This window comes from Bacillus sp. FJAT-45066, from assembly GCF_002335755.1.
Lineage (GTDB): Bacteria > Bacillota > Bacilli > Bacillales > Bacillaceae_I > Bacillus_CD > Bacillus_CD alkalisoli.
This window is the reverse complement of sequence record NZ_NISQ01000001.1, coordinates 344,716-360,729: the sequence shown is the minus strand read 5'-3', so window position 1 is coordinate 360,729 and position 16,014 is coordinate 344,716. Positions and strand designations below refer to the sequence as shown.

Here is a 16,014-nt window from a genome sequence, read left to right as displayed (position 1 = left end):
CTCCTCGGCGCAAGCGCCTGTGGGGTCTCCCGCTCCACGCTTTTCCCGCAGGACAAGGAAGGCTACGAGAGCGATGCATCGCACGAAGGAAATGCGTTAGCATTTTCGAGGAGTCTCAGCCTTGCACGGAAATCAACAGGTAAGTAGTTAAGTTTTATAATATCAACACTCCCCATTAATAAAATAATTATCCATTTCCGTACGTTCATCATGCTAAGTTCATCTCACTCCACAACTTCCGCTTCACTTTTCATGCAGATAGGTTCAAAGAAAAACGACTTAGTTTTGATATTATGTTTAACAATTCAAAATAAAAACCCCTTCTCATTTTGTTGAGAAGGGGTTTTTGTGACGTTCGTATGTTATGTACGAAGTCCCAATCGTGCCGTCGTTTTGATGCCTTCGTTTTGAACCCGCTTACTGCAGGTGGGTGTTCTGTTTCGTGTTTTACACGTCCTACTCTAATTGGAAGGCATGTGCGCAACTAGAAAACTCTGAACTCCCGTATAAACTATTGTTCGGTCAAAACACAATAGGTTATACGACGAACACATCAGGACTTCATTCATTTCACTTGTTGTTAGTATAATATCATACGAAAAAAGCGAATGCAAGGGACGTTCGTATAGGAAGTTTTACCCTTTTTCAACATTAAGTGACAAGTGTAAATCATCTAATTGGGCGTTATCTACAGGGCTTGGTGCTTCTGTTAACACACAACTTGCACTTGCTGTTTTAGGGAATGCAATCGTATCCCTTAAGTTTGTTCTACCCGCTAATAACATAACTAAACGGTCTAATCCTAGGGCAATGCCTCCATGAGGTGGTGTACCGTAATCAAATGCTTCAAGAAGGAATCCAAACTGCTCTTTTGCTTCTTCTTTACTGAATCCTAAAACTTCAAACATTTTTTCTTGAATGTCACGCTCATAAATACGTAATGAACCTCCACCAAGTTCATAGCCATTTAATACAAGGTCATATGCTTGTGCACGAACACTGCTTGGATCTGTTGTTAATTTTTCAATGTCTTCACGAACAGGCATTGTAAATGGATGGTGAGCTGCAAAGTAACGTCGAGCTTCCTCATCGTATTCCAATAATGGCCAGTCAGTAACCCACAAGAAATTGAATTCACTCTCATCAATAAGGCCAAGTTCTTTTCCTAACTTCATTCTTAACGCGCCTAAAGCATCTGCAACTACTGCCTTCTTATCTGCAACGAATAGTAATAAGTCACCAACAGAAGCTTCTAGGACACTACGGAAGTTAGTTTGTTCTTCTTCATTGAAGAACTTAGCGATTGGACCTTTTAAACCGTCCTCTTCTACTTTCATCCAAGCAAGCCCTTTCGCACCATATCGACCTACGAATTCTGTTAGAGCATCGATGTCTTTACGAGAATATTTTGCTCCTCCTCCAACAACGTTAATTGCTTTTACTTGGCCACCGTTTTCGACTGCAGCAGCAAATACTTTGAAGCCACATGCTTTCACATGCTCTGAAAGGTCAACAAGTTCCATACCAAAGCGTGTGTCTGGCTTATCTGACCCGTAACGACTCATTGCTTCATTGTATGTCATTCGTGGGAACGCACTCGGTACATCGATTCCTTTTGTTTCTTTCATTACTTTCGCCATCATAGTTTCCATCATCGCAATAATATCTTCTTGAGTTAAGAAAGAAGTTTCAATGTCAACTTGTGTAAATTCCGGTTGACGGTCAGCACGAAGATCTTCATCACGGAAACATCTTGCAATCTGATAATAACGTTCTACACCGGAAACCATTAATAATTGTTTAAAGATTTGTGGTGACTGTGGTAAAGCGTAAAATTCACCAGGATGCACTCGGCTCGGTACTAAATAGTCACGTGCCCCTTCAGGTGTGCTTTTTGTTAAAATCGGAGTTTCCACTTCCATGAACATATTGTCGTTTAAATAATTACGAATAGTCTTTGTTACTTCATGGCGCATTTTTAATGTGTCAAACATAACAGGACGACGAAGGTCTAAATAACGATACTTTAATCGTACATCTTCACTAACCTCTGCTTTATTATCGATAACAAACGGTGGAGTTTTCGCAGCATTTAACACTTGAATTTCATCAACGTGTATTTCCACTTTACCTGTTTTCAAATTCGAGTTGACTTGCCCTGCTTCACGCTCTACAACTTTTCCTTTAACATACAATACAAACTCATTACGAATAGATTCCGCAATTTGTAGGCTTTCTGGTGAAACATCTGGGTTAAAAACAATTTGAACAAGTCCAGTACGGTCGCGTAAGTCGATGAAAATTAATCCACCTAAGTCACGTCTTTTTTGTACCCAGCCTTTTAGTTCGATCGTTTCGCCAATACATGATTCTGGTACTTCGCCACAAAAATACGTTCTTCCTTGCATCATGATCTCTCCCCACTTTTCTTTTCTGAAATGTATGCAACAACTTCTGATATAGGAATTTCTTGTTGTTCACCAGTCGCCATATCTTTTACTGCGGCAACGCCTTTATTTAACTCATCTTCGCCAAATACTACCGTGTATTTGGAATGAAGACGGTCAGCTGCTTTGAATTGTGCTTTCAATTTTTTGTCTTGATAATCTTTTTCTGCTAAAATACCAGCTTTTCGTAAATCATATAACACTTTCACTGCCGCATCTTTTGCTTGTACACCAAGCGCAACAACATAACAATCGATCTCATTTTCAATAGGGAAATCAACATTTTCTGCTTCCATAGCGGCCAAAAGTCTTTCAATACTTAACGCGAAGCCGATACCAGGTGTTTCTGGTCCCCCAATGTCTTGTACAAGACCATTGTAACGTCCGCCACCACATAATGTCGTAATGGCTCCAAATCCTTCAGAGGTACTCATGATTTCAAATGCTGTGTGGTAGTAATAATCTAAGCCACGAACCAAATTAGGATCAATTTCGTAATCAATGTTTAATGCTGTCAAATAGGCTACCACTTTATCAAAGTAGTTCTTTGATTCCTCATTTAAATACTCTAAGATAGATGGTGCTGTTTTCATTAACTCGTGATCACGGTCTTTTTTACAATCTAAAATACGAAGTGGATTTTTCTCTAGTCTTGATTGACAGTCGGAGCAAAATTCTTCGATTCTAGGTTGGAAGTGATTTATTAACGCTTGACGGTGTGCATCGCGACTTTCTTTATCTCCAAGACTATTGATGACGACTTTTAAGTTATTTAATCCTAAGCTTTTATATAAATCAACAGCTAATGCTATTACTTCTGCGTCAATGCTAGGGTCATTACTTCCTAATGCTTCAACTCCGAATTGAACGAACTGACGGAATCTTCCTGCTTGAGGACGTTCATAACGGAACATTGGACCAACATAGTATAGCTTTGTCGGTTGCTGAGGATTGCCGTGCATTTTATTTTCTACGAACGAGCGAGCTACAGATGCTGTACCTTCTGGACGAAGTGTTAAGTTTCGTTCGCCTCTATCTGTGAATGTGTACATTTCCTTTTGTACAATATCAGTTGTGTCACCTACACCTCTTAAAAATAGTTCTGTATGTTCAAAAATCGGTGTGCGTATTTCTTTATAGTTATAAAGTTTACAAATCTCTTTTGCTTTTTCTTCAATGTATTGCCATTTTTCTACCGTACCAGGCAAAATATCTTGCGTACCACGTGGTATTTGAATCGCCATTATAAGTCCTCCTTTTAGTGGTTAGTGGTTAGTGGGTGGGATTGTTAATAGATTAAAAATAAAAACTAAACAAAAAAACTCCCATCCCTTGTTTGATAATACAAACAAGGGACGAGAGTTTTAAATTCCCGTGGTGCCACCCTAATTGAAGCAAATTACACAAACAGTCCATACGGAATATGTAGTGCAATATGCTACCACTCAAACAGTTAACGCCTGCAACGTTCGCTTCCTACTAGAGCATCTTCCGTATAGAAGTGACTTTTTCAGAAAGAATCCTACGAGGTGTTCATTCGTTAAGGCATATTGGAGAAATGCTTTCAGCCTAAGGCATTTCCTCTCTTTCCAAATGGAACTTAACTACTATTCCCCATCATCGGTTTCGCTTTATATTATTGATTATGTATTGTTCAACTTATTAAGATGATACTTGCTAGTATATAAAGAACGAAACCTTCTTGTCAATACTAATACGAACGATTTATTTGTTTTTTTATTGTTCTAACATCTCTTACTGTAAGTCCAAATTCTGATGCAAGTTCTACGTAACTAGAATCTTTCTCTTTTTCTAAGAAATCATGAAAGCTAACTCCGAACACATCTTTTTTACCATAACTATGTGAATGCTTATCGCCGTATTTCATCCTAATCTCTCCTTTTTTTAACATTTACACAAAACAATTCAAAAAACCATATATTCCCTGATGACAAGTGGTACTAATACTTGGAAAATAGATTTATATATGCCTAACATCTATGTTGCCCTTTTTTTCAAATTTATTTACATGAAAGGAAGGATTTTTTCGTTATTTGTCGAATGAAAGGATTGGACAATTTTTATTAAGGAGGAACGTCATTGATCCGTAAGAGAGTGTTTCTTGCAATTATTATATTTTTTCTATTGTTATCAACCCACACTCCTTCCTATGTAAGTGCCTCCGATATGATTCAAGTTTCCGCTAACATATTGAATGTTAGAGAAACAAATTCAACGACTGGAGCAGTTGTAACACAGGTTAGAAGTGGAGAACGTTATGAGGTATTAGAAAGAAAGGGCGATTGGATAAAGATTAAAGTATCCAATTCATTGCAAGGGTGGGTTGCTGGTTTTCTTGTTACAAGTGTAAGAGGAGTCACCGCGACTGCAAACCAATCAACTGGGACAAATGGTACGATTACAACGGACGGTCTCCGTGTCCGTTCTGGACCAGGAATGAATCACTCGGTTGTAACTGTTTTATCAAATAAGAACAAAGTTACAGTCCTTGAAACGAAAGACAATTGGCTAAAGATTCGCTTTCATTCCCATGAAGGTTGGATATCGAAAGATTTTATTGCAATCGACCAACAAAGTGGGGCACCATCTACTAATACATCGACAAGTACTATATTAGAAATAACGACAAATTCTTTAAACGTTAGAAGTGAGCCAAACACTACATCAACAATTGTTGGTAAACTACAAAAAGGAAATAGAGTGAGTGTAGTCAACAGTAGAAACAACTGGTATGAGATTTCACACAACTCTATAAAAGGCTGGATACATCAAGACTACACAAAGGTTGTAACAAATTCTTCTAACTCTACAACGTTGACATCCAAACAAAGTGCAACCGTTACAGCATCTAGTTTAAATGTTAGAGACAGTGGGTCCTTAAATGGGAAAGTGATTAGCTCTTTGACAAAAGGGAGTAAAGTTTCTGTTTTACGTGATGTTAATAGTTGGACTGAAATTGAGTATAACAACGGCAAAAAAGGTTGGGTTGCTGGGTGGTATTTAGAAAAGTTAGATAGCCCATCAAGTCCAAATACAGTAAACGGCAATGTTGTTGTCCTTCATAATGGTACAAACATTCGAAAATCTCCATCTACAAATTCAGCTGTAGTAGCTAGAGCGAATGCAAGAGACCAATTTCAAATTATAGGTATGGAGAAAGATTGGTATAAAATTAGTCTTAGAGATGGATCAGAAGCTTATATAGCTGGTTGGATCGTACAAACTTTAGGTAATGTTCCCACAGTTACTCGAACTGGCAGTAGTTCACCATTAAAAAATAAAACGATAGTCATTGATGCTGGTCACGGTGGTAAGGACGTTGGAGCAATTGGAGTAAGTGGTGCTTATGAAAAAGACATCACGATTAGAACCGCAAAATTGCTTTATGATAAATTAGTAGCTGCTGGTGCAAACGTACACATGACACGAAATAACGACACTTCGATTTCATTGAGGGACCGCGTGCAAGTATCACATCGTCAAAAGGCAGATGCTTTCATTAGCGTCCATTACGATAGCATTGATATACCCTCTGTAAGAGGAACTACAACATATTACCTTAGTAACGAATCGAAAAAACTAGCAGAACATATTCACAATGCATTAATCCAATCAACAAACTTACGTGATAGAAAAGTGAACAAAGGTAACTTCCTTGTACTAAGAGAAAACAAACAACCTTCAGTTTTATTAGAATTAGGTTACATTAGTAATCGTGAAGAAGAGGCCATCATCTTAAGTGCAGACTATCAAAACAAAGCAGCAACAGCAATCTTCCAAGGGTTACTACAACATTTTAGATAAAGTAAAAAACAGCCATCCCTTATATGGAATGGCTGTTTTTATTTACTTTCAACAATTAGAGTTACAGGACCCTCATTAATAAAATCAACATCCATCATTGCTCCAAATTCTCCTGTTTCAACTGTAATTCCCTTTTTTCGAAACTTTTCATTTAACGCCTCATAAATAGGTGTTGCATGATCAGGTTTGGCCGCTTCCATAAAATTAGGACGTCTCCCTTTTTTACAATCACCGTATAACGTAAATTGAGATACCGATAATATTTGTCCACCAACATCTAATAAAGACAAGTTCATTTTCTCGTTTTCATCTTCAAAAATACGTAAGTTCGTAATTTTATCTGCCACATATGCAGCATCTTCCACTGTATCGGAATGGGTAACCCCAACAAGTAGCATTAATCCAAAGTCAATTCTGCCTACTACTTGTTCGTTTACTCTAACTTGAGCATTTCTAGCACGTTGCACAACAACTCTCATAAATAGAACCCTTTCTACTGCATTAATCTTCTTACGGAATAAATTTCAGAAATTTGTTTGATTCGTTCTACGACTTTTTGTAAGTGGCCAGTATTTTTAATCAAAATGGTCATATGAATAATTGCCATTTTATTACGATCTGACTTACCAGCTACAGCTGTAATATTTGTTTTTGTTTCGTTGACTGCTTGTAAAACTTCATTAAGCAATCCTCGACGGTCGTAACCAGATATTTCGATCTCGACACTATATTCACGTGAGCCTTTATCGCCTTCCCAATCTACTTGTATGAGGCGCTCATTCGCGTCATCTGTATGCACATTTGGACAGTCAGCTCTGTGAACAGAAACCCCACGGCCTCTTGTAATAAATCCAACAATGTCATCTCCTGGTACCGGATTACAACATTTAGATAATCGAACTAATAAACTATCGATCCCTTCTACAACAATTCCGGCATCACGCTTTTTAATTGGAGATGGCTTTCTCTTTTCAATTGGCTCTTGAAGTTCAGACAACTGCTGTACTTGATCACGTTGTTTTCTTAGTTTTTCCGTTAATCGATTGGCTACTTGTAATGGAGATATCCCGTTGTAACCTACTGCCGCAAACATATCTTCATCATTAGCAAAGTTGAACTTTTCAACTACACGTTTTAAGTTATCAGAAGTTAAAATTTCTTTTACTTCAAAATCCATATTTCTAATTTCTTTTTCGACCAAATCACGGCCTTTTTCGACATTTTCTTCCCTTTGTTGCTTTTTGAAAAATTGGCGAATTTTATTCTTCGCTTGGGAAGTTTGTGCAAGTTTAAGCCAGTCTTTACTAGGTCCGTAAGAATGCTTGGAAGTTAATATCTCAATGATATCTCCCGTTTTCAGCTTGTAATCCAACGTAACCATTTTTCCGTTAATTTTTGCACCTATCGTTTTGTTACCAATTTCCGAGTGAATACGATAAGAGAAATCGATCGGCACAGAGCCAGATGGTAACTCAATTACATCTCCTTTTGGAGTGAAAACGAATACCATATCAGAAAACAAATCGAACTTTAAAGATTCCATGAACTCTTCTGCATTCGTTGACTCATTTTGGAATTCTAAAATTTCACGGAACCATGTAATCTTCTCTTCAAATGATGCACGTTCACTTTGTGCATTTCCTTCTTTATATGCCCAGTGCGCAGCAATACCGAATTCAGCAATTTGATGCATTTCGTCCGTACGTATCTGTACTTCTAACGGATCCCCTTTAGGACCGATAACGGTTGTGTGAAGGGATTGATACATATTTGGTTTAGGCATCGCAATATAGTCCTTGAAGCGTCCTGGCATAGGTTTCCAACATGTATGGATAATACCTAATACGGCATAGCAGTCTTTTATGCTTTTAACGATGATTCGAACAGCGAGTAGGTCATATATTTCGGAAAACTGTTTATTTTGGAGCGCCATCTTACGATAAATGCTATAAATATGTTTTGGTCTTCCTGATAAATCTGCATTAATATTAACTTCTGCTAATTTTTCTGTCACTTCGGACATTACTTCCGAGATGTACTCTTCTCGCTCCGCACGTTTCTTCCTCATTAAGTTAACAATGCGATAATATTGTTGTGGATTTAAGTAACGTAACGATGTATCTTCTAATTCCCATTTAATTTTGGAAATACCTAAACGATGGGCAAGTGGTGCAAAGATTTCTAACGTCTCATTTGAGATTCTACGTTGTTTTTCTTGAGGTAAATGTTTTAACGTTCTCATGTTATGAAGGCGATCAGCTAGTTTTATTAAAATAACACGTATGTCTTGTGCCATCGCAACAAACATTTTTCGATGATTTTCAGCTTGTTGTTCTTCTTTTGATTTATATTTAATTTTTCCTAGCTTTGTAACGCCATCTACTAACATTGCTACTTCTACATTGAATGCATTTTTTATTTCTTCTAATGTAACGTCTGTATCTTCTACAACATCATGAAGAAACCCAGCTGCGATAGTGGATGGGTCCAAATCTAAGTCGACAAGTATCCCGGCAACTTGTATCGGATGGATAATATATGGCTCACCTGATTTACGATATTGCTCCGCATGGGCATTTTTTGCAAAGTCATATACTTTTTGTAAAAATGCAATATCGTCCTCTTTTAAATATCGCCTTGCGTCGTCAATGACTTGCTCAGCTGTTAACACTTGCTCATTCGCCATTTGTTTTCTCACCTTTAAGCTTTCTCATAAATTTATATATTGTAATTATTATCGTGAAATTTCAAATAGATGTAAAGGGCTAAGGGCATAAAAATTAAATTTATCGACAAATTTTTTAGGGAAAGATGGAAAAAATAGAAAGATAGTATAAGTTGGTGGGGAAATATTGAAGTTTTAAAAAAACTAGAGCCAAATACAAGCTCTAGTTTTTCCATATAATTTAATATTTCATTAATGTTAAGATATCATAACCATCAAGCTTGTTTTTGCCGTCTAGGTAAGATAGTTCGATTAGGAAAGCGATACCTGCAACAACTCCACCAAGCTCTTCTACAAGTTTAATTGTAGCTTCGATTGTTCCACCTGTAGCAAGTAGGTCGTCTGTAATTAATACACGTTGACCAGGCTTAATAGCATCTTTGTGTATAGTTAGAACGTCTTTACCATACTCAAGACCATATTCCACACGTGCTACTTCACGAGGTAATTTTCCTTCTTTACGAACAGGTGCAAAGCCAATTCCTAAAGAGTAAGCAACAGGACATCCGATAATGAATCCACGTGCTTCTGGTCCTACGATAAGATCTATTTCTCTATCACGAGCATATTCAACGATTTGGTCTGTTGCGTATCTATACGCATCACCATTATCCATTAGTGTTGTAATGTCTTTGAATTGAATTCCTGGTTTTGGCCAATCTGGAACAATTGTTACGAATTGCTTTAAATCCATCTTCATTTCCTCCTATGAGTGAACAACTTCACGTTCTTTAAGTTGTTCATCAAACCATTCTTTTAATTGTTTATATGATGAGTATAGAAACAAGTTTTCAAGCTCAGCTTGTTCCTGCTTTTTACGGTAAGTCGGTGACTCAGAAAGGTCACGCTTGCTTGCAGGATTACTTAACGCAATAAAGCCCTTGTCTATTGTAACAAATTCTAGTTCAAAAAACACCTGTGACATGAAATCTATTGTTTCTTTTGACCATCCGCGGTGTCTAGCAATATCTCCAGCATATCTATTTAAATCTATGGAGCCTTTTTTCAGTAGCAGTCCGTAATACCATTTAAAATGCTCTCTAGTCGGTATGGTAGAGAAAAAGTGACTCTCGGACTGATAAAAACATGCATACACTCGTTCTGGTTGGCCATTTTTAAAGATGTCCATTATCGCCTCTTTCGAAGGTGGCATGTCCAACAGAACAGTTGATGTTTGATGTAAATTACTAACTTCCGAAACATGCTTCATGTACGGTAAAAAATCTTCTAATGATAACTCTTTAATAATATGTTCATTAAAGTAAACAAATATTGTGTTTTTTGTCGTTAATTTTTGAAGTGTGTTTTTCAATTGCTTTGTTGAACGAATATCAAACAATTGCCAATCAGCTACTTGTATGTCTTGGATAAACAATTGCGGTTTACGATTATTGTTCCATTCATTTATTGTAAGTTCTCCTAAAACGTCAACGGATGCGATTGGTGAAATATCATGAAACGATTCTCCAAAACCAAACCCAACACAATCTAGTGTGCTTTGATTTTTTTCGATTGTCAGTTTCAAATGATTATTGTTCGTTCCAATATGACGAATTTGATGGACGTTTCCATCTCTAACGACTACTCTTGGTTTATTATTAGCTACCCCATATGGTGCTAGTTTTTCTAATTGTTCAATTGTTTGTAGTGAAATATCTTCTAGTAAACATTCCAAATCCACTTCTTTTATTGGGATGAAGTCTTCTTCTTTTAATATCTCGTTAGCCTTCTCCTTCATTCGGTTACGCAGTTCTTCTACATTACCTATTTCAAGTGTCATTCCTGCTGCCATAGGGTGTCCACCAAAGTGAGGTAAAATATCTCGGCATTCTGATAAGTTTTCAAATAAGTCAAAGCCAGCTATGGACCTAGCAGATCCTTTTGCGATGCCTTTTTCTTTATCTAAACTTAACACAATAGTTGGTCTATAAAAGCGGTCAACTAACCTTGATGCAACAATACCTACAACACCAGCGTTCCAACCTTCTCCTTCAACAATTATAAAAGAATTGTCAGTTGGTGGATATTTCTCTTCCACTTGCTTAATAGCTTCTTCCGAAATTTTACTTACAATTTGTTGTCTTTCCTTGTTATAGCTTTCAATTTCATCGGCCAACATTACAGCCTCTTCATTGTCATTTGTCATTAGTAAATGTACGGCTGGATCTGCATCATCTAATCGTCCAACAGCATTTATTCTAGGTCCAATCGAAAAGCCGATTGTTTCTTCTGATATATCTTTTGATTCGACCGAGCATTTTTTCAATAATGCTTTTAAGCCAGGTCTTGTCGTAGATTTCATTTTTTCGATACCGAAGTAAGCTAGAAGTCTATTTTCATCTACTAACGGAACAAGGTCTGCAATTGTACCGATAGCTGCTATTTCTAATAAGTGCTCAGGTAGTTTTCCAAGTAATGCATGTGCGACTTTAAATGCAACACCTACTCCAGCAAGGTCTTTAAATGGATATGGGCATGTTTCTTTTTTAGGATGTATGATGGCAAAAGCTTCTGGTAAAGTTGGACTTGGTTCATGGTGATCGGTAATGATTAGATCAAAGCCTAATTCTTTTGCAATGAGTGCTTCATTATGAGCAGATATTCCGGTGTCCACCGTGATAATGATGGAATACCCTTGCTCTTTAGCAGCACGGAATGCTTGTTCATTTGGACCGTATCCTTCTGTAAACCTGTTAGGAATATAAAAATCGGCAATTGCGCCTGCTTCTCTTAAAGCTGTTAACATAACAGTCGTACTACTTACACCGTCCGCATCATAGTCACCGAATACTAGTATCTTTTCTTCATTTTGTATAGCAGTTTGTATTCTTTCTACAACAATATCCATGTCTTCAAGTAAAAATGGGTCATGAAACTGGGATAATTGTTTATTTAAAAATTTTTGAGCACTCGTTATCTCATCTATTCCTCTATTCACTAGTAGGGAAGCAACAAGAGGAGAAATAGATAGTGCTTGTACTAAATCATTTATTTTTTGTTCATTTGGTTGATTAATTTTCCAACGTGCCTTCGATTGTAACAATATATCTTCCCCCTTTAGCCTTCCTCATTATACTAGAGTGAGAACGTCCCATCAATGGAGGATTAGGAATTGGGAATAAAAAAAAGTAATAGCCGAGGCTACTACTTCTCTTGTGATTCAACTACCGTCTGTTCTTCTTCTGAATAATTTAAGCTTGGTGTATTCGTATTCTCTTTTTTTATTTTCATCATTTGATAAATCGCAAATGTACCAGCAATAACTCCCCCCATTAGGGTAGAAAACAAGATAACTAAGACTAGTGGCCACTCTGCCTTTCCGAAAAGATAGTTTACTTCCACTAGTGCAACATTTAGTACAGCAAAGATCGCGATGATAATAGCAAAAATCAGACCAGCAAGTATATACCATTGAGCACGCATTCGGTAACCTCCCTTTAATTTTTTCTAGTTGAATCAATTTCATAATTACTGTTCGTTTAGTGAAAAACTAATGTTAAGTTTATTATAATTAAATAACGTTTGAAATAAAACATTAATTATCTGAAAGAATAGGTTTAATATTCGTTTTTCGTTTAGTAATTGTACATTATGAAACTCACTCAGTTATCATCATTATATGGATTTATATGGACGAAAACATCTTGTACTTCTATATTTTCCATTAATTTACCTTTAACTTTTTTACCGATTTGGTGACCTTGTTCTACTGTAATATCGGGATCGACTGAAATTTTCAGATCAATGATAATATAGTGCCCATGTTCACGTGCATGAAGTTCATCCAAACGAAGAACACCGGGCATTGTTTTAACAATGTCTTTAAACTCCTCTGTTTCTTCCGCATGTAAAACATGGTCCATCGTATTGTGAATCGATTCTGCACCAAGTTTCCATGCCATTTTTAAAATAAGTAAAGCAACTGCAATTCCTGCTACCGGGTCTAAATAAACTAACCATTCTATTCCTACATATCCACCAATGATAGCTCCACCGATACCAATTAAGGCTGCGATAGAAGAATACACATCTGATCGATGCTCGTATGCATTAACTATAATGGCATCACTTTTTATTTTCTTTCCTAAATTATATTTGTAACGAAACATTGCTTCTTTCGAAACAATCGAAATGATCGCAGCATACACGGCAATCATATTTGGAGGCTCTAATTCCATAAAAAAGGCTTGGAATGAAGATTTCCCGATTTCTACACCTACGATAAATAAAAGCACTGCTACTATAATGGCCGCAATATTTTCAGCCTTCCCATGCCCGTAAGGATGGTCCTCATCTGGTGGTTGTTTAGCTGCTTTTAGCCCTATGTAAACGGCAAGGGAACCAGCAACGTCAGAAGCTGAGTGAACAGCATCCGCTACTAGCGCTCTACTGTTTCCAAGTACCCCTGCAACAGCTTTAAGTACCGCAAGGATAATATTCCCTACAATCCCGACCATTGCGGCAAATTCGGCCTTTCTAAACCGCTCATCACGATCCAACTGCACTCACCCTTCCCTCACAAAACTTACTCTTTTCATATTGTACCCTAAACCATCCCAATATTGCACAAATATTACAGGTTCCTTACAGGTGCCAGGCACTTGAAATATTCTCTTAACACAACTTATGATTCACCATATTCAATCAAATAATTTATGTTACAAACAGTTTAAAAGTGCCTGGCACCTGTAATATTTTCACAAAACAAAACACCGCCTGTAAAGCTGCGGTGTTTTGTATGTGTATTAAACTTGTGGTTCTGGGTCTTCGTCTGTTACGACAGGTTTTCTTTTTTGTCTTTCTAACTGTTTATGTTTCCACACTAACCATAATTGAGCAGCTAGGAATAGTGAAGAATACGTACCAACAACTAGTCCAATTAATAGTGCTACAGCAAAGTTTGTAATAGATTCACTTCCTAAGAACTGTAACGCTAAAACAGCAATGATTACTGTGCCTACTGTATTTAATGAACGGACAAGCGTTTGTTGTAAACTTTTATTTACGACTTCAGCTAAGTCATCGAATGTTTTCAAACGTTTCTTCTTCTTTAAGTTTTCTCGTATTCGGTCAAAGGTTACTATCGTATCATTTATCGAGTAACCGACAATTGTTAAGACGGCAGCAATAAATGTAATATCCACCTCGAGTCGAACTAAACTAAAGAATGCTAAAATAAAGAACGCGTCATGGAACAAGGCAACGATTGCCGCAGCTGCAAACAACCATTCAAATCGGATTGTTACATAAATAATAATTCCGATTGAAGCTATTAACACTGCAATGAATGCATTCATCGACAGTTCTCTTCCTACCGTTGGAGATACGGTACTTATATTTGGTTCAATTCCATACTTCGCTTCAAAATGATCTTTAATCTCTGCAATTTGCACTTGATTCAATTCATCTAAGAAACGAGCAACTGCAATTTCATTATTAGTACCTGCCAATACAACATCTCGTGGTTCATAATTAATAGTTGATAATTCCTCTGTTACTTCTTGAGCAGTTAAGGAAGTTGGCGCCATTATTTCCACTCGAGTACCACTTACAAAGTCGATCCCTAAGTTTAAGCGTAAAAATGCTAACAATAAAATACCAACAACAATCATTCCACCAGAGAACATGAAAAACTTTTTGCGATGTTTTACGAAATCTAAACCAGTAAATCGGTTCGGTGGCTCCGTATCATCTGTAGTTTGGTTAATATCTAGCACTTCTTCTTTTTTCACTCCGAAGTATCCAGGCTTATCATTTAAGAAGCGGCTATTAACCCAAAGTCCTAACAAGAAACGTGTACCTACAACAGCAGTTAAGAAGCTTAATAAAATACTTGTTATTAACATCGTCGCAAACCCTTGAACAGAGCTTGTACCATAAACGAACATAACACCTGCTGCTAATAGTGTTGTAATATTCGCATCTAAAATCGTGGACAAGGAGTTACGATTACCAGCACGGAATGCCGACATGGTCGATTTTCCTAGTTTTATTTCTTCTTTAATACGCTCATACGTAATAATATTGGCATCAACGGCCATACCGACCCCTAAAATAAGGGCCGCAATACCTGGCAATGTTAATACCGCATTCATCCAGTTAAACACTACTAAAATGAAGAAAATATAGGCACTTAATGTTACTACCGCAACCATACCTGGTAAACGATATACCACTAACATAAATAAGAACACTAAGCTTATCCCTACAATACCAGCAAACACTGTTTTTTGTAGTGCTGTTTCACCAAACTGTGCACTAACAGATGTAGAGTAAATTTCTTCTAACTGAACAGGCAGTGAACCTGCATTTAACAAGTCTGCTAACTCTTGAGCAGATTGAATAGTAAAGTCACCATTAATTTGGATGTCTTGATAGTTTAAAACTCTTTCTACAACTGGGGCTGATAGAAACTTAGGTTCTGCTTGTCCTCTTTCCGCTTGATAAGAGTCACCTTCGTCAAAATCAAGCCAAATAACTAACCGATTTTGACCCACACCCATATTTAATACGTCTCTTGTAACCTCGCCAAATTTTTCTGCAGATTTTAATTTCAACGTTACAATCGGAGCATTTGTTTGACTATCAAACGACTGTCTTGCACCATTTTGCACAAGGTCTGCACCATCTAACAACACGTTGTCATTCACATCACGGAACGTTAATACTGCTTCTGTAGATAAGATTTCACGTGCTTTTGTTTGATCGTCAACACCTGCAAGCTGCACACGAATTCTATCGTCACCCTCGATTTGAATCCTTGGCTCACTTACACCAATAACGTTTATACGTTTATTTAAGGCACTAACAGTACTCGATAATACTTCGTGATTAATTTCGTCTTCATCATGCAATGGTAGAACTTCGTAAAGTACTTCAAAACCACCTTGTAAATCTAACCCTAGCTTAATTTCTTTCGTAATCGGGTTTGCCGTCGTTCCAATTACACTTGCTAATAAAATTAGAAGCAAAAAGAACGCAACAATCCGGCCTCTTTTAACCATATTGTCTTAAATC

11 protein-coding genes, 1 other RNA gene and 1 other annotated feature are annotated in these 16,014 nt (G+C 37.1%); of the genes, 1 reads left to right on the top strand and 11 read right to left on the bottom strand.

Features of this window, described 5'->3' with window-relative positions:
- Positions 1 to 369: 369 nt before the first annotated feature.
- The 4 genes from ssrS to CDZ92_RS01715 all read right to left on the bottom strand — a co-directional run bounded on the left by ssrS (position 370) and on the right by CDZ92_RS01715 (position 4,335).
- Positions 370 to 563, bottom strand: a non-coding RNA gene (ssrS, locus tag CDZ92_RS01730) — 6S RNA.
- Positions 564 to 635: 72 nt separating this feature from the next.
- Positions 636 to 2,408, bottom strand: a complete 1,773-nt coding sequence (aspS, locus tag CDZ92_RS01725; RefSeq protein WP_096156875.1) for an aspartate--tRNA ligase — start codon at positions 2,406 to 2,408, stop codon at positions 636 to 638.
- The gene (hisS, locus tag CDZ92_RS01720; RefSeq protein ID WP_096153236.1) at positions 2,408 to 3,691 is read right to left on the bottom strand and encodes a histidine--tRNA ligase; all 1,284 of its coding nucleotides are present in this window, start codon (positions 3,689 to 3,691) and stop codon (positions 2,408 to 2,410) included. The genes aspS and hisS overlap by 1 nt, the downstream gene beginning before the upstream one ends.
- Positions 3,692 to 3,795: 104 nt before the next feature.
- Positions 3,796 to 4,077: a binding site (T-box leader), on the bottom strand.
- A gap of 81 nt (positions 4,078 to 4,158) precedes the next feature.
- Positions 4,159 to 4,335: an RNA polymerase subunit sigma-70 gene (locus tag CDZ92_RS01715; RefSeq protein WP_096153235.1), complete on the bottom strand. Its 177-nt coding sequence runs from the start codon at positions 4,333 to 4,335 to the stop codon at positions 4,159 to 4,161.
- A gap of 212 nt (positions 4,336 to 4,547) precedes the next feature.
- Here CDZ92_RS01715 and CDZ92_RS01710 point away from each other — a divergent pair, with 212 nt between their 5' ends.
- Positions 4,548 to 6,272: an SH3 domain-containing protein gene (locus tag CDZ92_RS01710; RefSeq protein WP_096153234.1), complete on the top strand. Its 1,725-nt coding sequence runs from the start codon at positions 4,548 to 4,550 to the stop codon at positions 6,270 to 6,272.
- 38 nt (positions 6,273 to 6,310) lie between these two features.
- Here the strand turns inward: CDZ92_RS01710 and dtd are convergent, their stop codons facing one another.
- The 7 genes from dtd to secDF form a co-directional block, all read right to left on the bottom strand.
- Positions 6,311 to 6,751, bottom strand: a complete 441-nt coding sequence (gene dtd, locus CDZ92_RS01705; protein WP_096153233.1) for a D-aminoacyl-tRNA deacylase — start codon at positions 6,749 to 6,751, stop codon at positions 6,311 to 6,313.
- Positions 6,752 to 6,765: 14 nt separating this feature from the next.
- Positions 6,766 to 8,958, bottom strand: a complete 2,193-nt coding sequence (locus tag CDZ92_RS01700; protein WP_096153232.1) for a RelA/SpoT family protein — start codon at positions 8,956 to 8,958, stop codon at positions 6,766 to 6,768.
- 220 nt (positions 8,959 to 9,178) lie between these two features.
- Complete coding sequence (locus CDZ92_RS01695; protein ID WP_096153231.1) at positions 9,179 to 9,691, bottom strand: adenine phosphoribosyltransferase; 513 nt, start codon at positions 9,689 to 9,691, stop codon at positions 9,179 to 9,181.
- A gap of 12 nt (positions 9,692 to 9,703) precedes the next feature.
- Positions 9,704 to 12,040 carry a single-stranded-DNA-specific exonuclease RecJ gene (recJ, locus tag CDZ92_RS01690; protein ID WP_096153230.1) on the bottom strand — a complete coding sequence of 779 codons (2,337 nt, stop codon included), beginning with the start codon at positions 12,038 to 12,040 and terminating at the stop codon, positions 9,704 to 9,706.
- Positions 12,041 to 12,141: 101 nt separating this feature from the next.
- Complete coding sequence (locus CDZ92_RS01685) at positions 12,142 to 12,420, bottom strand: LapA family protein (protein WP_096153229.1); 279 nt, start codon at positions 12,418 to 12,420, stop codon at positions 12,142 to 12,144.
- 179 nt (positions 12,421 to 12,599) lie between these two features.
- Positions 12,600 to 13,496 carry a cation diffusion facilitator family transporter gene (locus tag CDZ92_RS01680; protein WP_096153228.1) on the bottom strand — a complete coding sequence of 299 codons (897 nt, stop codon included), beginning with the start codon at positions 13,494 to 13,496 and terminating at the stop codon, positions 12,600 to 12,602.
- Between the two features lie 246 nt (positions 13,497 to 13,742).
- The gene (gene secDF, locus CDZ92_RS01675) at positions 13,743 to 16,001 is read right to left on the bottom strand and encodes a protein translocase subunit SecDF (RefSeq protein ID WP_096153227.1); all 2,259 of its coding nucleotides are present in this window, start codon (positions 15,999 to 16,001) and stop codon (positions 13,743 to 13,745) included.
- Between the last annotated feature and the right edge of the window lie 13 nt (positions 16,002 to 16,014).

Bases quoted from the DNA above. Each gene is read 5' to 3' on its own strand.
- aspS (WP_096156875.1), bottom strand. From the start codon at position 2,408: ATGCAAGGAAGAACGTATTTTTGTGGCGAAGTACCAGAATCATGTATT.
- hisS (WP_096153236.1), bottom strand. From the start codon at position 3,691: ATGGCGATTCAAATACCACGTGGTACGCAAGATATTTTGCCTGGTACG.
- CDZ92_RS01715 (WP_096153235.1), bottom strand. From the start codon at position 4,335: ATGAAATACGGCGATAAGCATTCACATAGTTATGGTAAAAAAGATGTG.
- dtd (WP_096153233.1), bottom strand. From the start codon at position 6,751: ATGAGAGTTGTTGTGCAACGTGCTAGAAATGCTCAAGTTAGAGTAAAC.
- CDZ92_RS01700 (WP_096153232.1), bottom strand. From the start codon at position 8,958: ATGGCGAATGAGCAAGTGTTAACAGCTGAGCAAGTCATTGACGACGCA.
- CDZ92_RS01695 (WP_096153231.1), bottom strand. From the start codon at position 9,691: ATGGATTTAAAGCAATTCGTAACAATTGTTCCAGATTGGCCAAAACCA.
- CDZ92_RS01685 (WP_096153229.1), bottom strand. From the start codon at position 12,420: ATGCGTGCTCAATGGTATATACTTGCTGGTCTGATTTTTGCTATTATC.
- secDF (WP_096153227.1), bottom strand. From the start codon at position 16,001: ATGGTTAAAAGAGGCCGGATTGTTGCGTTCTTTTTGCTTCTAATTTTA.